Annotated in this window: 19 protein-coding genes; 12 read left to right on the forward strand and 7 right to left on the reverse strand. The window is 72.0% G+C overall.

Going from position 1 to position 21607, the window contains the following annotated elements:
* The first annotated feature begins 29 nt into the window (after window positions 1–29).
* From ACQRWP_RS04415 to ACQRWP_RS04435, 5 genes are all read left to right on the forward strand, one after another.
* Window positions 30–1133, forward strand: a complete 1104-nt coding sequence (locus ACQRWP_RS04415; RefSeq protein ID WP_430500925.1) for a substrate-binding domain-containing protein — start codon at window positions 30–32, stop codon at window positions 1131–1133.
* Between the two features lie 112 nt (window positions 1134–1245).
* A complete protein-coding gene (locus ACQRWP_RS04420; protein WP_210784054.1) occupies window positions 1246–2508 on the forward strand; it encodes an ROK family transcriptional regulator in 1263 nt (420 codons plus the stop codon).
* Window positions 2509–2678: 170 nt separating this feature from the next.
* Window positions 2679–3647: an ATP-binding cassette domain-containing protein gene (locus tag ACQRWP_RS04425; RefSeq protein WP_430500926.1), complete on the forward strand. Its 969-nt coding sequence runs from the start codon at window positions 2679–2681 to the stop codon at window positions 3645–3647.
* Entirely contained in the window at window positions 3644–4474 is an 831-nt protein-coding gene (locus tag ACQRWP_RS04430; RefSeq protein WP_430500927.1) for an ABC transporter permease, read from the forward strand. The genes ACQRWP_RS04425 and ACQRWP_RS04430 overlap by 4 nt, the downstream gene beginning before the upstream one ends.
* 70 nt (window positions 4475–4544) lie before the next feature.
* A complete protein-coding gene (locus ACQRWP_RS04435) occupies window positions 4545–5633 on the forward strand; it encodes a DNA glycosylase AlkZ-like family protein (RefSeq protein WP_430500928.1) in 1089 nt (362 codons plus the stop codon).
* 48 nt (window positions 5634–5681) lie between these two features.
* Here ACQRWP_RS04435 and ACQRWP_RS04440 read toward each other — a convergent pair whose 3' ends face one another.
* From ACQRWP_RS04440 to ACQRWP_RS04450, 3 genes are all read right to left on the reverse strand, one after another.
* The gene (locus tag ACQRWP_RS04440) at window positions 5682–6671 is read right to left on the reverse strand and encodes an ABC transporter permease (protein WP_430500929.1); all 990 of its coding nucleotides are present in this window, start codon (window positions 6669–6671) and stop codon (window positions 5682–5684) included.
* Window positions 6668–7558, reverse strand: coding sequence for an ABC transporter ATP-binding protein (locus ACQRWP_RS04445; protein WP_430500930.1), 891 nt, complete (start codon window positions 7556–7558; stop codon window positions 6668–6670). Before ACQRWP_RS04445 ends, ACQRWP_RS04440 begins: the two co-directional genes overlap by 4 nt.
* Window positions 7559–7643: 85 nt before the next feature.
* Entirely contained in the window at window positions 7644–8051 is a 408-nt protein-coding gene (locus tag ACQRWP_RS04450; RefSeq protein WP_430500931.1) for a GntR family transcriptional regulator, read from the reverse strand.
* Between the two features lie 251 nt (window positions 8052–8302).
* Here ACQRWP_RS04450 and ACQRWP_RS04455 point away from each other — a divergent pair, with 251 nt between their 5' ends.
* Window positions 8303–9571 (forward strand): Nramp family divalent metal transporter, encoded by a 1269-nt coding sequence (locus ACQRWP_RS04455; RefSeq protein ID WP_430500932.1) that lies wholly within the window; start codon window positions 8303–8305, stop codon window positions 9569–9571.
* Window positions 9572–9650: 79 nt separating this feature from the next.
* Here ACQRWP_RS04455 and ACQRWP_RS04460 read toward each other — a convergent pair whose 3' ends face one another.
* The 3 genes from ACQRWP_RS04460 to ACQRWP_RS04470 all read right to left on the reverse strand — a co-directional run bounded on the left by ACQRWP_RS04460 (window position 9651) and on the right by ACQRWP_RS04470 (window position 13500).
* The gene (locus tag ACQRWP_RS04460; protein ID WP_091401262.1) at window positions 9651–9923 is read right to left on the reverse strand and encodes a hypothetical protein; all 273 of its coding nucleotides are present in this window, start codon (window positions 9921–9923) and stop codon (window positions 9651–9653) included.
* Between the two features lie 176 nt (window positions 9924–10099).
* The gene (locus tag ACQRWP_RS04465) at window positions 10100–12403 is read right to left on the reverse strand and encodes a M64 family metallopeptidase (RefSeq protein WP_430500933.1); all 2304 of its coding nucleotides are present in this window, start codon (window positions 12401–12403) and stop codon (window positions 10100–10102) included.
* Window positions 12404–12540: 137 nt separating this feature from the next.
* Window positions 12541–13500, reverse strand: a complete 960-nt coding sequence (locus ACQRWP_RS04470) for a hypothetical protein (RefSeq protein WP_430500934.1) — start codon at window positions 13498–13500, stop codon at window positions 12541–12543.
* A 150-nt stretch (window positions 13501–13650) separates the two neighbouring features.
* Here ACQRWP_RS04470 and ACQRWP_RS04475 point away from each other — a divergent pair, with 150 nt between their 5' ends.
* From ACQRWP_RS04475 to ACQRWP_RS04490, 4 genes are all read left to right on the forward strand, one after another.
* A complete protein-coding gene (locus ACQRWP_RS04475) occupies window positions 13651–14766 on the forward strand; it encodes a hypothetical protein (RefSeq protein WP_430500935.1) in 1116 nt (371 codons plus the stop codon).
* A gap of 29 nt (window positions 14767–14795) precedes the next feature.
* Window positions 14796–15845 (forward strand): NAD(P)H-dependent flavin oxidoreductase, encoded by a 1050-nt coding sequence (locus ACQRWP_RS04480; RefSeq protein ID WP_430500936.1) that lies wholly within the window; start codon window positions 14796–14798, stop codon window positions 15843–15845.
* 68 nt (window positions 15846–15913) lie between these two features.
* Window positions 15914–17005, forward strand: a complete 1092-nt coding sequence (locus ACQRWP_RS04485; RefSeq protein ID WP_430500937.1) for an SRPBCC domain-containing protein — start codon at window positions 15914–15916, stop codon at window positions 17003–17005.
* A gap of 13 nt (window positions 17006–17018) precedes the next feature.
* Window positions 17019–17654 carry a CG0192-related protein gene (locus tag ACQRWP_RS04490; protein WP_430500938.1) on the forward strand — a complete coding sequence of 212 codons (636 nt, stop codon included), beginning with the start codon at window positions 17019–17021 and terminating at the stop codon, window positions 17652–17654.
* Window positions 17655–17699: 45 nt separating this feature from the next.
* Here the strand turns inward: ACQRWP_RS04490 and ACQRWP_RS04495 are convergent, their stop codons facing one another.
* Window positions 17700–19736 carry a glycosyl hydrolase family 28-related protein gene (locus tag ACQRWP_RS04495; RefSeq protein ID WP_430500939.1) on the reverse strand — a complete coding sequence of 679 codons (2037 nt, stop codon included), beginning with the start codon at window positions 19734–19736 and terminating at the stop codon, window positions 17700–17702.
* Between the two features lie 219 nt (window positions 19737–19955).
* On the opposite strand from ACQRWP_RS04495, the gene ACQRWP_RS04500 reads away from it, so the two are divergent.
* Together ACQRWP_RS04500 and ACQRWP_RS04505 are read left to right on the forward strand one after the other, a co-directional pair.
* The gene (locus ACQRWP_RS04500) at window positions 19956–21050 is read left to right on the forward strand and encodes an NYN domain-containing protein (protein ID WP_430500940.1); all 1095 of its coding nucleotides are present in this window, start codon (window positions 19956–19958) and stop codon (window positions 21048–21050) included.
* Window positions 21051–21338: 288 nt separating this feature from the next.
* Window positions 21339–21560, forward strand: coding sequence for a hypothetical protein (locus ACQRWP_RS04505; protein WP_030335934.1), 222 nt, complete (start codon window positions 21339–21341; stop codon window positions 21558–21560).
* The last annotated feature ends 47 nt before the right edge of the window (window positions 21561–21607 follow it).

Consider the following 21607-nt stretch of genomic DNA (forward strand, 5'->3'; position numbering starts at 1 on the left):
CTCACCATCTAGAAAGGCAAGTCCTCACCATGCGTAAATTCTTCGGCACGTCGGTGGTGGCCATCAGCGCCGCCGCCATGCTGGCCCTCGCCGGCTGCGGTTCCGGCCGCGACGGCGACAGCGGCTCCGGCGGCGAGGCCGCCAAGGGCTTCCCGGCCAACTCGCTGATCGGCGTGGCCCTCCCGGCCAAGACCTCGGAGAACTGGGTCCTCGCCGGTGACCTGTTCAGCAACGGCCTCAAGGAGGCCGGCTTCCAGGGTGACGTGCAGTACGCCGGCGCGTCGACCACTGTCGCCGACCAGCAGGCTCAGATCACCGCCATGGTCACCAAGGGCGCCAAGGTCATCGTCATCGGCGCGACCGACGCCGCGCAGCTGTCGACCCAGGTCGCGGCGGCCCACACGGCCGGCGTGAAGGTCATCGCGTACGACCGGCTCATCACGAACACCCCGGACCTCGACTACTACGTCGCGTTCGACAACTTCAAGGTCGGCCAGCTCCAGGGCCAGGCCCTGCTGGACGGCATGAAGGCCAAGAAGCCGAACGGCCCGTACAACATCGAGCTGTTCTCCGGCTCGCCGGACGACAACAACGCCGGTGTCTTCTTCAACGGCGCGATGGACGTGCTCAAGCCGGAGATCGACAAGGGCAACGTGGTCGTCGCCTCGGGTCAGAAGGAGGTCAAGCAGACCGCCATCCAGGGCTGGAAGGCCGAGGGTGCGCAGGCCCGCATGGACCAGCTGCTGACCTCGACCTACGGCAGCAAGGAGCTGGACGGCGTCCTCTCCCCGAACGACACGCTGGCCCGCGCCATCCTGACCTCGGTCAAGGGTGCTGGCAAGCCGACCCCGATCGTCACCGGTCAGGACTCCGAGGTTGAGTCGGTCAAGTCGATCGTCAAGGGCGAGCAGTACATGACGATCAACAAGGACACCCGCAACCTGGTGAAGGAGACCATCAACATGGTCAAGGCTCTCCAGGCCGGCGACAAGCCGCAGGTGAACGACACCAAGTCCTACAACAACGGCAGCAAGGTCGTCGACACGTACCTGCTCCCGCCGGTCGCCGTCACCAAGGCGAACGCGGCTGAGGCGTACGCCACCGACCCGAAGCTCGCGCCGCTCACCAAGTAATCACCGCACGGTAGGTAGTAACGCCGATGGGTCCCGGGTCTCCTCTACCGGGACCCATCGTCGTCCCTGCACCCCCGCACCAACCGGCATCGACCCGGAAGGAGGTCTGACCGTGGCGACACCAGTACGGGCCAGGCCAGCCGGCGTCGGCCGCAACGCCGAATCCCCGCTGCCGTCGGTCCCCGGCGCCAGCCAGGAGGAGATCCGGCGGCAGAACCTCGGCGCCGTCCTGCGCTACGTCCACCTGCACGGACCGACGTCCCGCGCCGAGCTGACCAGCCGGCTCGGCCTCAACCGAAGCACCATCGGCGCCCTCGCTGCCGACCTGGTCACCAGCGGCCTGGTCACCGAGGAGGCACCGACCACCGCCCGCCGCGCCGGCCGCCCCTCGCTGGTGGTCAGCCCCCGCTCCGACCGGGTCTACGCACACGCGTTGAGCATCGACGCGGACCGGCTGCGTGCCGCCCGGGTCGGCCTCGGCGGACAGATCCTCGATCTACGGGAGATCCCCCGACCCAGCGGCATGTCGGCGATCGAAGCCGTCGGGCCCCTCGCCGACCTGGTCCGCGACATGGAACGCTCGGTGGCCGGCGACGCGCTGCTGGTCGGCGGCGCCGCCGCGGTCACCGACACCACCCGCGACCCGGACGGCAGGCTCCGGATCGCCAGCATCGACGAGACGCTCGGCGCCGCGCTGGAGGCGGAGTTCAGCTCCGGCCCCGGTTTCGTGGCCGGTGACCTGGCCGACATCGCCGGCCTGGCCGAGCACGTCCGGGGTGTCGCGGTCGGCATCGACGACGTCATCTACCTGCACGGCGACCTGGGCATCAGCGCCGGCATCATCGTCGGTGGCCGACTGGTGATCGGCCACCGGGGGCACAGCGGCAAGGTCGGCCACATGGTCGTCAACCCCAATGGTCTGCCCTGCGGCTGCGGTTCACGCGGCTGCTGGGAGACCGAGATCTCCGAAGCCGCGCTGTTGCGGCACGCCGGCCGTGACCCGAGCGATCGCGCGGCGGTGGCCGAGGTGCTGCGCGCCGCGGCGGAGGGCGACCCGACCGCCCGCGCGGCGGTCGAGCAGGTGGCGGACTGGCTCGGCTTCGGCGTGGCGAACCTGGTCAACGTGGTCAACCCGGACGCCGTGGTGTTCGGTGGCTCGCTGCGTGACATCTTCACCGCCGGTGCGGACGTGGTCCGGGACCGGCTCGACACCATGCCACTGCCCGCCTCCCGCGAACACCTGCGGTTGCGCGCGGCGGCACTCGGCCGCGACGCCGTCCTGATCGGCGCCGCCGAGTTGGCGTTCGACAAACTCCTGGCCGACCCGTTGAACGTCGGCGTCGCGGGCCAGGTCGGGACCGCCGAGCCCGAGTAGCCGCTGCTGCTCGCCGGCGCCGCCTGGCTCCGAAGTGCCCTGACGTCGGCCGCGACGGTTACCGCTGGCACCACCCTGCCCTCACTCGGTCTGGCCGTCATGAGGCTTCCCGTACGCGCTATCGTACGCTGTACGGTAATGCGGGCAGACAGTTTCGGGAGGGGAGCGCTGTGACGACAAGAGCCGACGCGATAGTGGCGCAAGGGCTGCGCAAGCGGTATCGGGACCGGTACGCGCTGGACGGATTCGACCTGCGGGTGCCGCGGGGAACGGTGTGCGGCCTGCTCGGCCCGAACGGGGCCGGCAAGACCACCTCGGTACGGATCCTCTCCACCCTGCTCCGACTCGACGAGGGTCGTGCCGAGGTGGCCGGCTTCGACGTGACCCGCCAGCCCGACCAGGTGCGCTACCGGATCGGCTTGGTGGGGCAGCATCCCGCGCTCGACGAGGCGTTGAGCGGCCGGCAGAATCTGGTGCTCTTCGGCCGGCTGTTTCATCTGGGTCGCCGCCGGGCCCGCCAACGGGCGGTCGAGCTGCTGGAACGCTTCGGTCTCGCCGATGCCGCCGAGCAGCCGGTCAGCACGTACTCCGGGGGAATGCGCCGACGGCTCGACCTGGCGGCCGGCATGATCCTGGCCCCCGCGGTCCTCTTCCTCGACGAGCCCACCACCGGGCTGGACCCGCGCGGCCGCAACGAGGTGTGGGAGTCGGTCCGGGAGTTGGTACGAACCGGCACCACAGTGCTGCTCACCACCCAGCAACTGGACGAGGCCGACCAGCTCGCCGACCGGATCTCGGTGGTCGAGGCCGGCCGGGTGATCGCCGAGGGAACTCCGGACGACCTCAAGACCCGGCTCGGCGGCGATCGGATCGAGGTGGTCGTCGCGGCGCCGACCGACCTTGCCGCCGCCGTCGCCCAGGTACGCCGGGCGGCCGACGACGAACCGACTGTCGACGTGGACCGGCGGATGGTGAGCGTCCGGGTCGGTCACCAGGCCGGTGCGCTCGTCGACGTGTTGCGGGCGCTCGACGCCGTGAACGTCCCGGTGGTGGACGTCGCGCTGCGCCGCCCAACCCTGGACGACGTGTTCCTGCACCTCACCGGGCACCGGGCGGCGACCGCCGAGGTGGCAGCATGAGCGCGCTGAGCACGCCGGCCCCGCCGGTGGATCTGACGCCCGGCCGGCCCGCCCTCCTGGCCGACAGCAGCACGCTGATCTGGCGCGGCCTGGCCCGGTGGCGACGCGATCCTGGCCCGCTGATCGCCTCGCTCGGCTTCAACATCCTGATCGTGCTGATGTTCGCCTACCTGTTCGGTGGCGCGTTGCAGGTGCCCGGCGGTGGGAGCTACCGAGAGTTCCTGATGCCCGGCATGTTCGTGATGACCATGGTCTTCGGCATCAGCCTCACCACGATCGCCGTTGCCGAGGACCTGGAGCGCGGGGTGACCGACCGGCTCCGATCGATGCCCGTCTCGCCGCTGGCACCGCTGGCGGCCCGGGCGGTGGCCGACATGCTGTTCGCGCTGGTAACCCTCGGGGTCCTGCTGCTGACCGGTCTGGCAATCGGGTGGCGGGCACACGGTGGGGTCGGCGCCACGCTGGCGGCGGTGGGGTTGATCCTGCTGCTGCGCTTCGCCCTGATCTGGGTCGGCATCTTCCTCGGGTTGGTCACCCGTGGGCAGACGGCCGTGGTCGCCGTGCAGACCCTGGAGTTTCCGCTCGGCTTCCTCTCCAACGCGTTCGTCGCACCGTCCACCATGCCCGCCTGGCTCGGTGCGGTGGCCGCGTGGAACCCGCTGTCGGCGACCGTCGGCGCCACCCGTGAGCTGTTCGGCAACCCCGGTTGGGGTGGCGACTCCTGGGCGGCGCAGCACTACCCGTGGCTGGCGGTGGCCTGGCCGCTCGTCCTGGTCGCGGTCTTCCTGCCGCTCTCGGTCGCCCGGTACCGACGGCTGACCGGCTGAGCCCGAGCCGGCGCTGGATCCGAATCTCTGGGCCCGATCGGTGTCGGTGGTCGTCGTTAGGCTCACCGGCGTGGATGTGCACCGACTCGATCGGGCCCAGGCGCGGCGAATCGCCATCCGGGCCCAGCTGCTGGCCGCACCGCGCCCGACCGACCTGCTGACAGTGGTCCGCCAGTTGACCCTGGTGCAGATCGACCCGACCGCCGCCGTCGCGCCCAGCGCCGATCTCGTCTGCTGGAGCCGGCTCGGTTCGTCGTACCAGCCCACCCAGATGCGCGAGGCCCTCGAACGGGACCGGACGCTCTTCGAGCACCAGGCGATGGTGCGACCGACGGACGACCTGGGGCTCTTCCTCGCGGCGATGGCGGCGTCGCCCGGTCATCAGCGCCACCGTGAATGGCTGCGCGCCAACGACTCCTTCCGGCGGGATGTTCTCGACCTGCTCGGCCGTTCCGGTCCGCTGCTCTCCCGCGACATCCCGGACACGAGCGCCGTGCCCTGGCCGTCGTCGGGCTGGACCAACAACCGCAACGTCACCCAGATGCTGGAGTTCCTGGTCCTGCGCGGCGAGGTCGCGATCGCCGGCCGCCAGGGCCGACAGCGGCTGTGGGACGTGGCCGAGCGGGTCTACCCGGCCGACGTGCCCGTCATCGAGCTGGAGCAGGCGCGCCGGCTTCGCAACGAGCGACGGCTACGGGCGCTGGGCATCGCTCGGGAGAAGGCGGTGGTCGTGCCCGGCGAGCCGGCCGAGGTCGCTGACGCCGGCGAGCCAGCGATCATCGAGGGCGTCGCGGGGGAGTGGCGGGTGGACCCGGCCGCGCTCGGTCAGCCCTTCACCGGGCGCACGGCGCTGTTGTCGCCGTTCGACCGGCTGGTGCACGACCGGGTCCGCCTCGCCGACCTCTTCGAGTACGAGTACGTGCTGGAGATGTACAAGCCCAAGGCGAGTCGGCGGTGGGGCTACTTCGCGCTGCCGATCCTGCACGGCGATCGGCTGGTCGGAAAGGTGGACGCCACGGCCGAGCGCCGGCGCGGCACGCTCACCGTGCACGCTATCCACGAGGACGTGCCCTTCGCCCCGGAGGTGACAAGGGCCGTGCACGAGGAGCTGCACGACCTGGCGTCCTGGCTGTCGCTGACCGTCGAGGGCCTGCGCTGACGGGTGATCGTCGAGGCCCCCGCTCCCCGACGAGCACCCGTCGCCCAGCTAGGCGATCCGGCGGATCCGGCGCACCGCGAGGTAGAGCAGGAGCACGGCGAGGGCGACGAAGATGCCCGTCTCGATGCCCTGGAACAGCCAGAACCGGTCCGCCGGCTGGTAAAGCTGCCAGTTGTACGCGCCCGGCTCGAGGCCCAACTCGGCGCCGCAGACCCGACCGTCCGGCCCCTTCCCGCCCGGTGGGCACTGAATCCGGGTGTCCTCCGCGATCATCGTCCCGTCCGGGTTCCGGACGCCCTGGGTGAGGATCCAGTCCCCCCGGCTGATCTCCGGCGGCCCGTCCCCCTCGATCGGCAAGGTCTTGGTGCGGGCGGCCTGGTAGTGCGGCCGGGCCAGGATCTCCACCGCCGCTCGTACCCCGATGAACCCGGCGAGGGTGATGCCCATGGCGGGCAGCATCCGCTTCCACACCGTGCCGGCGAAGATGCCGAGCGCCACGGCGAAGAGGGTGTAGCCGATCGGGGCGATGCCCTGAAGATCGAAGACGATCAGGCCGAGTCGACCCTCGTGCGCGGCCTGGTTGAGCGGGTCGACCCACCAGGACATGCCCAGCCCGTAGACCGCCGCGAGGATCACGACCGCCGCGCCAACCAGTCCGAACTTCACCAGGGCCCACCGGTTTCGGCCGACGCCCTGGGTCCAGACGAATCGGTGCGTGCCCTGCTCCACCTCGCGGGCGACCAGCGGGGCGCCCCAGAACAGGCCGACCAGCGCCGGCAGGGTGATCAGCAGCACGGCCAGCAGGTTGAGGCTGCCGTACTGGTTGCTGAAGCGTCGGAAGCCCGCGTCGCAGGTCTCGCGGGTCGTCAGCGCCACGTCCGCGCGGGCAAGCTGACTGACGCAGTCCGCCAGCCCGAGGTCGCTGAAGGTGTTCCGCATCGCCAGGCCGATCGGCACCAGCAGCGCAGCGAGTGTCGCGAACCCCAGCAGGGTGTAGAACGCCTGCTTGCGATGTTGCCGCCAGGTCAACCAGATCATGCTGCTACCCCCCACTCGCTGTGACTGGTCTGCGTGGTGCCGTCGGCCAGGTAGGCCAGCACGACGTCCTCCAGGCTCACCTCGCGGACCGTCCAGGCCGGATCGGTGACCGGCCCGTCGGTGCGGACGAGCAACGTGGACTGCCGGTCGGTGTGGCTGGCCCGGATCACTGCGGCGACGCCCCCGATAGCGCCGCCGTCGTGCCGCGGCCCGACGAGCTGCCGGTGCCCGGCGACCAGGTCGTCGACCGCGCCGGTGAGCTGCACCTGGGAGGCGTTCAGCACGATCAGGTAGTCGCAGACGCGTTCCAGGTCGGCCAGCAGGTGCGAGGAGAGCAGAACTGTGGTGCCCGACTCCGCCACGCTGCCCATCAACGACTGGAGGAACTCCCGTCGAGCCAGGGGGTCGAGGCTGGCGACCGGTTCGTCGAGCAGCAGCAGCCGCGGCTGCTTGGCCAGTGCCAGAGCCAACGCGACCTGGGCCCGTTGACCGCCGGAGAGCTTGCCGACCGGCTTGTCCGGCGGGATGCCGAGCTGCGCCAGCCGCTGACGGGCCAACGTCGCGTCCCACCGCTTGTTCAGCTTGCCGCCGGTGATGACCAGCTCGGACGCCGTGAAGTCCCGGTACAGCGGGGTGTCCTGGGCGACGAAACCGATGTCGGCCAGGCCCTCGGTGTCGCCGTACGGGGACCGACCGAACACCCGGACCGTGCCCGCATCGGGCTTGAGCAGCCCGACGGCCAGGTGCAACAGCGTGCTCTTGCCCGCGCCGTTCGGCCCGACCAACGCGGCGATCCGACCGGCCGGCAGATGCAGCGAGCAGTCCCGCAACGCCCAGGTGCTGCCGTACCGCTTGCCGAGCCGGTCTGCTTCCAAGACCATGTCCATCCCTCGTCCTCTCGTTCCGTTCACGCCACCGCTTCGCGGTCGCGCGAGCCCTTGCGGTGCCTGATGGTTCGTTCGCTCTGCTCGCTCACGCGGGCTCCTTCTGCGGGGCGTCGTCGGCGAGGGTGGCGCGCAGCGTCGTCTCCACCAGGGCGACGACGTCCTCGGCCGTGAGGCCGGCAGCCTTCGCCCGGTGCAGCCAGGCGACCAGATCGTCGCGCAGCTCGGCCTGGTTGGGCAGGGACGCGCCGGCCAGGGTGCGCTGGACGAACGTGCCCACCCCGGGTCGGCCACCGACCAGACCCTCGATCTCCAACTCCCGGTACGCCTTCAGCACCGTGTTCGGGTTGATCGCCAGGGATTGCGCGACGTCCCGGACCTTCGGCAACTGGTCGCCCGGTGTCAACAGGCCAACCCGTAGCGCCTGTTTCACCTGCTGCACGAGCTGCATGTAGGTGTTCACCTTCGACCGGCTGTCCAGTACGAACTCGATCACTCCCGATGATCCTTCCTGTTGTCCTACGACAGTAGGACTAATAGACAGCTTCATCGGTGGCCCACCGGCTGTCAAGCCCGGCGCGGCAGGTTCTGTCCGAGCGCGGCGCGTCTCGTCCGGCGCGCCGCGTGCTGGCCGAGGCGGCGCGGCGGGCCGACCGTGGTGGCACCGGCAGGCCAGCGTTTGGCACCGACGGGTCAGCCCCGAGGGGAAGGGACCGGCAGCGATCCGCGTGGACGGGGAGGTGTTCGATGGTCACCAACGAACTGACGACGTCGAGGGCGACTCCACTACAGGCCGCTCGCGCCCGGGGCCGCGTACGCGGGCGGTTGATCCTGCTCGGCCCGGCGTTCGTCGCCGCCGTCGCCTACGTCGACCCCGGCAACTTCGCCACCAACTCCGCCGCTGGCGCCCGCTACGGCTACCTGCTGGTCTGGGTCGTGGTGGTGGCCAACCTGATGGCGATGCTGGTGCAGACGCTCACCGCGAAGCTGGGTCTGGCCACCGGGCGCAGCCTGCCCGAGCTGTGCCGGGAACGCCTACCCCGGCCGGTGAACCGGATGATGTGGGTGCAGGCCGAGTTGGTCGCCATGGCCACCGACCTGGCCGAGGTGATCGGTGGCGCGGTCGCCCTGTACCTGCTCTTCGGCATCCCCCTGCTGCCCGGCGGGATCATCATCGGCACGGCCGCGTTCGCCGTGCTCGCCCTGCGCTCGCGCGGGTACCGCGCCTTCGAGGTCGCCATCGCCGTCCTGCTCGGGGTGATCGTGCTGGCCTTCGCCGCCAACCTGCTCGCCTCCGGTTCCGACCCCGGCTCGGCCATGGCCGGCCTGGTGCCGCGCCTGCAAGGCACGGACAGCGTGCTGTTGGCCGCCGGCATCCTCGGCGCGACCGTCATGCCGCACGTCATCTACGTGCACTCCGCGCTCACCCGCGACCGCATTCCCGCCGCCGACGACACCGAGCGTCGGATCCTGTTCCGCGGCCAGCGCACCGACGTGCTGCTCGCCCTGAGCGCGGCCGGCGCGGTCAACCTCGCCATGCTGTTGATCGCCGCGGCCAGCTTCCGGGGCGGCGGTCCGGGCGGTGCGGACAGCCTGGAGGGGGTGCACGCCGGGCTCGGTCAGACCATCGGGACCGCCGCCGCGTTCGGGTTCGCCGTCGCCCTGCTGGTCTCGGGGCTCGCCTCCACGAGCGTCGGCACCTACGCCGGAGAGGTGATCATGCAGGGCTTCCTGCGGCGGAGGGTTCCGTTGCTGCTGCGTCGGCTGGTCACCCTGCTGCCCGCGCTGGCCGTGCTCGCCATCGGCCTCGACCCGACCCGGGCGCTCGTGCTGTCCCAGGTCATCCTCAGCTTCGGCATCCCGTTCGCGCTGATCCCGGTGGTCGCCTTCACCCGTCGCCGCGACCTGATGGGCAACCTGGTCAACCACCCGCTCACCACCGCCGCCGCGTCCCTGGTGGCCGTGCTGGTGGTCGCGCTCAACGCGTTCCTCCTCTGGCAGGTCGTCGCCGGCTAGCCGGCCGGTCGGCGTCGCCGCCTGAGCCGGCCGGTCGGCGTCGCCGGTTGAGCCGGCCGGGCCAGCGGGGCAGGCGTGGTCAGGTGCGACGCCCCTCGTCGCGGGCCGGGATCTCCTGGCGCTGTTCGAGGGCGTCCGCCGGGTTGGCGTCGGCCGGCAGCGACGTCACCTCCTCGAGCGTGCCCGCCGGGAAGGCGCCCTGCTCGGCCAGGTCGGCCTCGGCCGCCTCCGGGTCCACGTCACCGGACACCCGGTCCGGCGGCCCGACGTCGAACGCGTCCTGTCGTTGTTCCAGGGCATCCGCCTCCGGCGGAGGGAACGTGCCGCCCTGTTCATCCCGGTACGTGCTCATCGGAGCCTCCCACCCGGCGGGTGTCGACATGCCGCCGGGCCGCTGCCTACCCGCCAGCGCCGCACTCAGGCCGCCACGCTGGTCGAGATCTGGGCAGTTTCCGGGATGGTGCTGCCTCCGCAGCGGCGGAAGCAGCACTTTCCCGGTGGTTGCGCGGATCTAGAGAGGGTCTGGCGTCACGCCCGGCGGCAGTGGCCTGCGGTGGGCTTTCGTACCGTGGTGGGCGCCCCCAGGTCGGCCGGGACCGGGCCGCCCGAGCAGGCCAGCGTGCCCACCTGGCCGCCGGCGAGGATGGGCGCCGATGCGGTACCGGTCAACGCCAGCGGCCCGGCCACCCGGGCTCCCACCATCGTGACGTGGTCGGAGGTGCCGGTCAGCGCCACCGCGCCGCGTACCTCGGTGTTCAGCACCTCGACGGCGGTGGCGCGGGACGCCGTCAGATCTCCGGCGATCGAGGAGCCCTGGGCGACCAGGGCGGCGCCGGGCGTGACGGTGACCGGGCCGGTCACGGTGGCCGCGCGCAGGCAGGTGACACCGGTGGTGACGGTCAGCGGGCCGGCATGTCGGCCGGTGACCACTGTGGTGCAGGCCGGTGGAGGCGGTATCAGCGTGGTCATGAACGCGCGGGCCGGCCCGATGTTGCCGACGGCGTCGATGCCCCGGTACTCGATGCGGTGCCGGCCGTACCCGGGGGACCGCTCAGCGAACGGGGACACGGACAGGCCGCCCGAGCCGAGGTTGCCGTAGACCAGGCCGTCCACGTCGGTGCCGGTGGCGGTGAACAGGAACGGCGATCGGGCGTCGGTGGGCCAGCCGTAGTAGTTGTGCCACCCGTCGCCGTTGAGCCGGAACTCCGAGGTGACCTGGCCGGTGCCGTCGTCGGTGCCGGTCAACCCCATGGTGAACGGGCCGTTGTACACGTACTCGGTGGGTCGGCCGGGCCGGGTGACGGTGAGCAGCGGCTCGGAGAGGGCGTACGCCACGTCGGGCCGCGTCGCGTCGACCGTCCAGGTGCGGGTCACCGCTTTCCCGGTGCCCGGCTCGCTGACCCGGGCGGTCAGCCGGTGGGTGCCCCGCGACAGGCGCAGGGCGCCCAGATCCACGTCCCGGTCGGTGCCGGTGTCGGCCACCGGCCGGCCGTCGAGCGTCCAGCGCACGCGTGGCGCCCGATCCGTGGGCTGGCTGGTCCGCACGTACACCACGTCGTGCGCGCCGACCGGTCGGTCGGTCGCGGTGGACGCGGTGATCGCCAGCGGCGACTCCACCGCCGGGGTACGCACCGCGGTGTCCACCGTCCAGGTGCGGGTCTGAGTCAGCGCCGGTGAGGTGCGGACCGCCGGGTCGCGGACGAACTCCGTCGGGTCGGTCACCGTGGCGGTCACCGTGTGCCGGCCGGGGGAGAGGCGTAGTTTCCGCAGGTCCAGGTGGCGGGCATTGCCGGTACGCGGCACCGCCCTGCCGTCCAGCGACCACGTCACGGTCAGCGCGTGGCTCACCGGGTGCAGAGTGTCCACCCAGAGCAGTCGGTCCGCGCCAACCGCCTGATCGGTGGCCGTGCCGCCCTGCACGATGCCGACCCGGGCGGCGATCCGTTCGGTCATCCGCTCCCGGCCGACCTGGTCGAAGTAGAAGCCCAGCGACTTCATCATCGAGTGTCGGCTCGGTCGCCACACCCCGCGCTGGAGGTACAGGCCGCCCTCGTAGCGGCCGATCGTGCCGCCCGACTCGCTCGGCTCACCCAGCCAGCGCCACCACTTGGCCCGGGTGTCGCGCATCTGCCGCTCGGTCAGCAGGGTGTGGTGCACCGACTCCGGTTCCGGCCCGCTGTAGGTGTCGCCCGGCACCCCACGGCCGTAGTAGTCGTACTCGTCCTGCAAGCCACCGAGCGAGTGCCCCAACTCGTGCGGGCTGATCAGCGCGGAGAGCGCGTTGCCGCCGGAGGCGGTGGCGTTACTGCCGCCGGCCCCGCCGTACGTGCCGCTGTTGGCCAGCGCGATCAGCTGACGGTTGCCGGGGTTGGTGCCGACGGCCAGGTCGGCGTACGCGTTCGCGGCGGTGCCGTCGACAGTGAGCAGACGTTGCACGCTCGCCGGGTTGCAACCACCCCAGAATCCCATGCCCAGCGCGGTGTCGCGTTGCGGCGCGGACAGGCCGGGGTCGCAGTCCACGCCGGACTCCGCCGAGACGATCTCGACGGCGTAGACGTTGAAGTAGCTGCGGTAGGACTTGAACGGCTCGATCGTCCACAGGGTGTTGAGGTGCCGGTCCACGTGTGCTCGGAAGGTGGGTAGGTCGGAGTCGGTGTAACCGTCGCCCAACAGCACCAGGTTGAACCGCGTCGCCGGGTCACCGGTGACCTGGATCGGCACCACTGTGGCGCCGGCCACCGAGACGCCGGCCGGTGTGGCGGCGGCCGGTGTGGCGACAGTCAGTCCCGCCGCGACGAGCGCCGCGACACACAACCCCGCTCTGATCCGCACCCTGCGCCCCTTCCCTGGCCGGTCGGCCTGGCGGCGCCGGGCGCCGGGCCCGGCGGGGGCGCCGTCGTCCGGGCCTGCCGCGACCGTGGACATCTCGGACCGTACCGGTCGGCGCACCGACAGGTAACCCTCGGCGGTCAGTCGGCCGTCGCCTCGGATGTGGTGTTTCGGCGGGTACCGGCGGCCAACCCCAGCGCCAGCAGCACGCACACCGCGCCGACCAGGAAGAGCAGCGATGCGGCCGGCTGGCCCAGCCACTCCCAGTACGGGTGCCAGGCCGGGTGTGGCTCGCCGAGGTGGTGGTGCAGCAGTTGCGGTGCGGCCAGCGGCACCGGCAGCCACCACAGCACCGTGGCCACACCGATCAGGCCACTCACAGTGCCGCGACTACGGCGTCCCTCGGTGCGTCGGCTGACCCAGCCGAAGACCAGCCAACCGGCCACCGCGCCCAGCACCGTGCCGAGCACTCCGGCGGGGACCACCAGGGGCGGCGGCGCGCGGTGCAGCTCGACCGAGAGGTAACTGGCGTCGACGGCTGTCTGCGAGGAGATCGAGGCGTTCAGGATGGTGTCGTCACGTCGGGCGGTCAGCGCGGTGTCGGTGACCGCCCGCGGGGTGGCGCACATCTTGTCCGCGCAGCCGACGCGATCGGACACCTGTGGGTCGTACACCCGCCAGCCGGCACCGGTCAGGCGCTCCCGGGCCACCGTGACGATCTGCGCGGCGGGCACCGGCGGCGCGCCGAGGGCGCCGGCGGCGGTGGCGCTCTCCTGGTACTCGCCGCCGTCACCGAACACCAGGGTCTTGACGGTCCCCAGGCGCAGCGCGTGCCCGTAGACGACGAAGAGCGCCGGTGGGGTGTCGATCTCACCGAGGTCGTGGCCGGGGAAGGCCTCGGTCAGGATGGCGGCGGCCTCGGCCCGGTCGGGTTGCGGCCGGGACGTCTCCCAGGCGGCCCGGCTGGCCAGCGCGCCGGTGAAGAGGCCGCAGACGACCGCGGCGAGCGGCACCCACGCGACGGCGGCGCCACCGGCCGGGCGGCCGAGGCGGCGTAGCAGCCGCCGTCCGAACCGGGTGGCCGGCGCGGTGTCGCTCACGGACATGGCCACCTTCCAGCTTGAGAATCAGGCGGAGCGACAGTACATCGACCAGGGGTCCCGGCGCGTCCCCCGATGACCGTCGACCGTGGCCGGGATCGGCCAGGATGGGCGGGTGGCCGGTCACGGCCGCGACGAGGAGGGTGGGCGATGCGGGTACGTGGACGGTTGACCTGGGGGTGGCGTGCTCGGGCGGGGGCGGTGCTGGCCGCGTTGCTCGCGGGCGTGCTGCCGTCGGCCGTGGTGCTGGCGCCGGGCGCTGCCACGGCGGGCGCCGCGGCGGCGGGGACGCCGGTCTGCCAGGTGCGCGACGACCGGCTGCGCGAGATTTCCGGGATGGTCGCCACCGACGACGGGTACGTGGTGATCAACGACGGGGCCGACGACGAGGCCCACCGCCGTATCTTCTTCCTCGACCACCGCTGCGCGGTGGCGCGCAGCGTCTCCTTCCCGTCCCGGCCCCGCGACACCGAGGACCTGGCCATCGGCCGGGACGGCACCGTCTGGGTCGCCGACATCGGCGACAACGACCGCTCCCGGACGACGGTCGGAGTGTGGCGGCTCGCGCCGGGGGCGAAGCGGCCGGTGCTGCACCGGATGACCTACCCGGACCGTCCGCACGACGCCGAGGCGTTACTGCTCGACGCGTCCGGGCGGCCGCTGATCGTCACCAAGGGCGGCAGCGGCACCGTCTTCCTGTACGCGCCGAGCACCGCGTTGCGGTCGGACGCGACGACCCCGCTGACCGCGCTCGGCCAGGTGACAGTGCCCTCGACCACCACCAGCAACCCGTTCTCGTTCCTGGGGCGCGGGGTGATCACCGGGGCGGCGAGCGCGCCGGACGGACGGCGGGTGGTGCTGCGCAGCTACGCCGACGCCTTCGAGTACGACGTGCCCGACGGCGACGTGGTCCGCGCGTTGACCACCGGCACCCCGCGGATCACCCCGTTGCCGGACGAGCCCCAGGGTGAGTCGATCACCTACAGCCGAGACGGCCGGTCGTTGCTCACCGTCTCCGAGTCCGCCGGTCAACCAGCCGGCACCCGCTCGACGATTCTGCGCTACCCGGCCACGGCCAGCACGGCCACCGCCGCGCCACCCACGCGGTCCGACGACCCGGTGGCGCCCACTGCGGTCCGTCCGGCCGCCGGAGAGGTCGGCGGAGGGGGTGGGCGGACCTGGCCGCTGGCCCTCGGCGCGGGCACACTGCTGGTCCTGCTCGGGTTGGCCGCCGCGCTCTGGTGGAGGCACACCGCGCGCCGGTGAGCGGACCGGGCCTGCGGCAGGATGGGGGGATGTCCGTCCTGCCCACGTTGCGCCACCCGATCATCGCCGCCCCGATGGCTGGTGGCCCGTCCACGCCCGCGCTGGTGGCCGCCGTGTCCGCCGCGGGTGGGCTGGGCTTCCTCGCCGCCGGGATGATCGACACCGGCCGGCTGCTCGCCGACGTCGCCGAGGTCCGCGCGCGTACCGATCGGCCGTTCGGTGTGAACGTTTTTCTGCCCGACCCTGGCGGCGTCGACGAGGCCGCCATCCAGGCGTACGCGGAACGGCTCGCCCCGCAGGCCGCGCAGCGCGGGGTGAGCCTGGGCGAGCCGGTGGGCGGCGACGACGCGTACCCGGAGAAGCTGGCCGCGCTGCTCGCGGACCCGGTCCCGGTCGTGTCCTTCGTGTTCGGGCTGCCCGACCGGGCGGCGGTGACCGCCCTGCGCGAGCGGGGCACCGAGGTGTGGGCCACCGTGACCCGCCCGGACGCCGCGACCGCCGCCGCCGATCTGGGTGTGGACGCGGTGGTGGTGCAGGGAACTGAGGCCGGTGGGCATCGCGGCGGCCTGCCGGACGACGACGACTACGGGTTGCTGCCGCTGCTCCGGCTGACCGCCGCCCGCTGTGACCGGCCGTTGGTGGCCGCGGGTGGCCTCGTCGACGGCCCCTCGGTGGCCGCCGTGCTGGCTGCCGGCGCCGCCGCCGCGCAACTCGGCACGGCCTTCCTGCGCTGCCCGGAGGCGGGCAGCTCGCCGATGCACCGGGCGGCGGTGGCCAGTGCCACGCCGACCGCGTTGACCCGGTCGTACACCGGCAAGCGGGCCCGTGGTGTGGCCAACGACTTCCTGCGCCAGCACGACGCGGTGGCACCGCGCGGTTACCCCCAGGTGCTGCACCTGACGCGTCCACTGCTCGCCGCCGCCCGGCGCGACGCGGACGCATCGGTGGCCAACCTGTGGGCCGGGCAGGCGCACCCGCTGGCCCGGGACGTGCCGGCGGCGCAGGTGGTCGCCGAGGTGAGCGCCGGCGCCCGGACCGCGCTGGCCACAGTGGTCGAGCGGTTCAGCCGCTGGGGTTGACCAGGACGCCGGCAACCGGCGCGGGCGGGCGGGACAGGGCCGGGCGGGCAACCCGTTAGAGTCTCGCCGTGATCGAGATCGGTGCGCAGGTCGACCTGTCCCACCCGGCTGAGCGGGTCTGGCGCGCTCTGACCGATCGGGAGTTGCTCGGCCGGTGGTTCGCCGAGGCCGAGATGGTCGAGGGCGTACCGGACCGGATGCTGCTGCACACCGCCGGCCTGCCCGGCTTCGAGGCCAACGTCGAGGTCGAGGTGACCGACCGGCAGGAGCCGGACCTCCTCGTGCTGGCCTGCGACGAGGCCGGTCGGCTCAGCGAGCTGACCTGCACGGTCACGGCCACGAAGCAGGGCTGCCGGCTGGAGCTACGGGAGGTCAGCACGCACGGCGCGTGGTCAGCCGAGCAGCACGACCCCCGCGAGCAGCAGCTCCGGCAGGCGCTGACCGTCCGGCTGCCGGCCATCCTCGACTGGATCGCCTTCCAGCAGGTCGACCTGCGCCGCGCCGACGGTGGGATGACCGCGGAACTGCCGCTGATCGGCGTACGCGGCAGGGCCGGCCACAACCCCCGTCGGCGTCGCACGCTGGTCGCCGTGGTCGCCGGGGTCGTGCTGGTGGCGGGGACGGCGGCATGGGTGACGTTGCCGCCCGACTCGAAGCCGGCCGCCGCGCCCGCACCGACCGAAACCGCGTCGCCGACCGTGACGGCCGGCAGGACCACCGTCGCTCCCACCGCGACCCCCTCGGCGCGCCCCTCGCGGAGCACCGCGTCGGCGACCGCCCGGCCGAGCCGGACCCCGTCGGCGAAGCCCTCGCGGACGCCCGCGTCGGCTGCGCCGCCCCCGCCGCCGGCGCCCATCACGGCCCGCTACGAGACCGAATCCGACCGACTGTTCGGCTACACCGGCGAGATCGTGGTCGGCAACCCCGGCGGCGCACCGGTGGCGGACTGGGCCGTGGTGGTCACCCTGGCCGAAGGCACCACCGTCGACGACGTCGACGGCGCGAACTGGCGACAGGACAAACGGGTGATCACCTTCACCGGAGCCGCCGTGGCGGCCGGGGGATCCCAGACGATCAGCTTCGACGTCCGCGACAGCCGGCCGAACGCCCGGGAGCCGGAGAGCTGCACGATCGGCGGGCAACCCTGCGCGGGCCTCTGACTAGGCTGCCGTCATGGCACTGCTGCACAGGGCGACCCTGCACCCCACGAAGCTGGACCTGCTGACGGCCTGGCTGCCCGACCGACAGTGGTTCGCCGGCCCGACCGGTGTCGAGGTGGTGAGCCGGGGCGCCTACCGCTTCGACGACCCGGCCGGCGAGGTCGGCATCGAGACGATGCTGGTCGGTGCCGCCGACGGGCCGGTCCACCATGTCCCGCTCACCTACCGCGCCGCGCCCCTCGACGGTGCGGACGGCTGGCTGGTCGGCACCACCGAGCACTCGGTGCTCGGCCGGCGCTGGGTGTACGACGGCTGCGTCGACCCGGTGTACGCGGCCGCGCTCGCCCACGCGATCCTCACCGGCAGCGGCCAGGCGGAGCAGTACCTCGAGGTCGACGGCCGGCGTGAGGTGCGTGAGCCGACGATGACGGTCGTCGTCGACGGCGCCGCCGACGCCCAGGTACCGGCCGTCGGCGCGGTGCGACGGGTGGTCGACGAGGACCGCACGCTCATCGACACCGACACCGTCGAGCTGGTCGTCGTGCGCCGGCCGGGGGCCGGGGCCGACGGGCCGGCCGGGGGCACGCTGAGCGGCAGATGGCACGGTCAGTCCACGACCGTGCCGCTGGCGTACGCCAGGACGCGCTGATCTGTGCGCGGTGGGCGGCCCGATCGCTCGGGCCGCCCACCGCTGTCACCACTGCGCCGGAGGCGGGGGCGGCGACACGGGCGGCCGGTCGTCGCAGGTGATGGTGTTGGGCAGCAGCCACGGCGCGAGCCACCCGCCGTCGTTACCGCCAAGGTCGGTCAGTGTGCACTCCGAACCGGCCGGGGTGAAGTGGAACGATCCGCAGTTGTTGACGCCGACCGCCCCGACGTTGCGGGCGTCCACGTTGGCGAACGAGGCGGACCCGGCTGCGCGGGCGCTGACCACCGAGGTGCCGGTGCCGTCGACCCGGACGTCCCGGAACCGCACATCGGAGATCGAGTAGAGATCCTTCACCGGCCAGTCGCTGACCAGCATGATCGCGTTGTACGTGTTGTCCAGGTACGCGTCGCCGGTCACCTCGATGGGCGCCTCGATGCTGCGATCCAGGGCGAAGACCCAGATCGCGCCGAGCCCGATGTTCCAGTTCAGCTCGTACGTGCCGGCGCGGGCTGTGGTGTTGTTGGTGAACCGCAGGTAACCGGTGAACGGCTCCGCGCCGAAGCGGGCCCCGGCGTGCAGGCCGCTGCCCTCGCGGACCGGGTCGGCGACCAGGTTGTGCGAGACGGTGGTGTCGGTGCCGCCGTAGATGGCGATGCCGTTGGCCAGTGTCGGTGACTGCACGGTGTTGTGGTCGAACGTGTTCCGCGCGTTGGCCGTCTTCTCCGACCACATCGCCAGGCCATCGTCGCCGGTGTTGCGGACGAAGTTGTGCGACACCAGGGAGTCGGTCACTCCGGTGTGGAAGTTGAGCGCGTCGGCGATCTGGTCGACGATGATGTTGTTGGTGACCCGGACGTTGCGCATCGGGCCGTCGAACCACAGGCCCGCCTTGGTGTGGTGCAGGTAGAGCCCGCCGATGGTGGAGTCGCTCATCGCCCCGCCGATCGCGTTGACCTGGTCGGTGTCGATGCGCTCCCGTACGTCGCCCTCGATGGCGAAGCCGGAGAGGTGCACGTTACGGCTGCCGCCGTCGGCGGCGTCCCGCCCGTAGAACCCGACTCCGGTGTGCACCGAGCCGTCCGGCGCGGGGGTCGGCAGGGCGACCTCGCGACCCTTGATGGTGGTGTACCAGTTGCCGGCGCCCTCGATGGTCACGTCGTCGACGATGATGTGCCGGTTGACCTGGTAGGTGCCCGGCGGGATGTACACCTTGAGGTGGGCACGTCGAGCGAAGGCGATGGCCCGGTCCAGCGCGTCGGCGGAGTCCCGCCGGCCGGTGGGGTCGGCGCCGAAGGCGAGCACGTTCGCGGCGAGCAGCCGGACGTGCGGCGGCGCGACCAACTCGGAGTCGAGCAGGTCGATGACCGTCCACGCGGCGGCGCTACCGGGCGGCGCGGTGAGCCGGATCGTGTCGCCGGCCCGGTAGGTGCGCCCGAGCAGCAGCCGCTGCTCGTCGTAGAAGTGGGTGGGCCGGAACGGCTTGTCGATGCTCGGGTACGGCGTGGTGGCCGACGGCACGCACTGGCACTCGGTGATCCACCAGTCCGGGTGCAGCAGCTCGGCCTGCGGGTCGTTGGTGAACGGGTACTGGTTGTAGAGCCACGAGTACTGCGAGGTGAGCGTCATGGTGCGCAGGTGCTTGCCGTTGACGGCGACCCGCAGCGGCGCGGTGATCCCACCACCCTGCGGCGCGTCCGGGATGCTGTACCGCACGGTGATTCCGTTCGCCGCGCTGGGCAGGACGAACTCCACGTACTCGCCGGGGGTGAGCCGGACCGCCCGGCGGCCGGAAGCCTCCGCGGGCAGCGTGTAGGCGGACCGGTCGGGCCCGATGATCTCGCCGTTGGTGCGGGCGTTCTCCGCTTCCTGCTCGAGAAAGTCGACGTCCGCGCCGCGTCCGGCGACCAGTGCCGGATCGAGGGCGGCCCGGGTGACCACCGGCTGCGCGCCGGCGGACCCGGGTGGACTGGCGGCGGCCGCGGTGGGCCCGGCGACCAGCACGGCGAGACCGGCCGCGAGCGCGACGGCGGTGCCGCTGGGCCGGCCGGGGCGTCCCCGCGCCGGCGTGAGGCTGCGAAACATCGGTGACCCTCCTGGGTGGGTGGTGGTGGAGGTCCGCCCGGCGCTCCCCCGACGCCCGACATTGATCGTCATGATGCAGCAACAGACATGGCACTGCAAGACGCCTATCGAACAACGAAAATAAACGACTATCAGGCCGCAAGAAATGGACGGTCGTCGAGTTGAGGTGTCGCGCGTCGCCCGCCCCGACCAGCTCAGGCCCGGCGTAGGCTGGTCCGCGTGGATCAAGAAGACCGGATTGCCCTCTTCCTCGACTATGAGAACCTCGCGTTGGGCGCGCGCGACCATCGCGGCGGCGCGGCCTTCGACTTCCGGCCCATCGCCGACGCGCTGGCCGAACGAGGTCGGGTGGTGGTCCGCCGGGCGTACGCCGACTGGTCCTACTTCGACGAGGACCGCCGGATGCTCACCCGGTCCCACGTCGAGCTGATCGAGATCCCGCAGCGGATGGGCGCGTCCCGTAAGAACGCCGCGGACATCAAGATGGCCGTTGACGCCATCGAGTTGGCGTTCGAACGCGACTACATCTCCACCTTCGTGATCTGTAGTGGTGACAGCGACTTCACCCCGCTGGTGCACAAGTTGCGCGAGCTGAACAAGCGGGTCATCGGCGTCGGGGTCGAGGGGTCCACCTCGGGGCTGCTTCCACCGGCGTGTGACGAGTTCCTGTACTACGACCGGCTGGAGGGCGTGGACATCCCGCCGGCCCGTGGCCGGCGCGCTCGTCCCACCACCCGGCAGGCCGGCGCGGAGCAACGCCCACCCGAGCCGGAGCGGGAGCACGAGCCGGAGGTGGACCGTCGGCCGGCGGGGGAGGAGCCCGGCCGCGACGTGGACGCCCTCGCCGTGTTCGTCGCCCAGTCGGTCGCCGGGTTGCAGGGCAGCGCCAACGGTGAGGTCACCGCCTCCCGGCTCAAGCGCACCCTGCTGCGCAAGGACCCCACCTTCAGCGAGTCCGACTACGGCTTCCGCACCTTCGGCGAACTGCTGCGCCACCTCGCCGAGCGCAACGTGATCGAGCTGGCCGAAGGCCCGGCGAAGGGTGACCCCGAGGTCTCACTGCCCGAGCACGGCGACCGGGAGGTGGCGTTCGGTCTGCTCCGGGGTGTCGTGGCGGACCTGGGCAGCGGTGGCAACCCGGTGGCGTTGTCCGGGTTGAAGAACCAGGTACGCCGGGCCCGCCCCGACTTCAGCGAGAAGAAGCTCGGCTATCGCAGCTTCCTTCAGTTCTGCAAGGCCGCCGCCACCGCCGGCGTACTGGACCTGCGCTGGAGCCCCGAAGCCGACGACTACCTCCTGACAACCCAGACCTGACCGCCCCCGCCCTCCTCGCCCTTCTTGCGTTGATCAAGAGGTTTGCGTCACCGGTAACGCGATTCGTGACGCGAACCTCTTGGTCGACAAGGGCTGGGGGTGGGAGTTGCGGGGAGGGGGCAGAGTGGGGCGGGGTTCCTGATTCGCAAGTCAGGAGCGAGAGAACCGCCCGTTATGGTTTCGAACCGTCAACGGTTGGGCCGAAATGCGCCTGGAATGTCGCTCTTGCCCCGGTCCGGGCATACCTGCGCCGTACCCTCGGCGCGGGAATTGCTATACGGTCGGCGAATGAAGGTGGAGGAACACTGGTGGAACGGAGACACGACCCCGCGCGGGCGCCGGGACGTGTACATCCGTACTGACGGGCAGGGTTGGGAGGTCCGCGCCCAGATCGGTGGGGCGTCGGGTCGTGAGCGGGTGCAGCAGTGCCCCAGCCGGGCCTCGGCGGCCATCCTCGCCGACGCCTGGCGCGGCACCCACCCATCCTGGCGCGAGCTAAAGCAGCGCTGATCCGGCACCGGGCCGGGTCGGCAACGCTCCCGGGCTCCAGCCCGGCG

This window comes from Micromonospora trifolii (genome assembly GCF_050516465.1).
GTDB lineage: Bacteria > Actinomycetota > Actinomycetes > Mycobacteriales > Micromonosporaceae > Micromonospora > Micromonospora trifolii.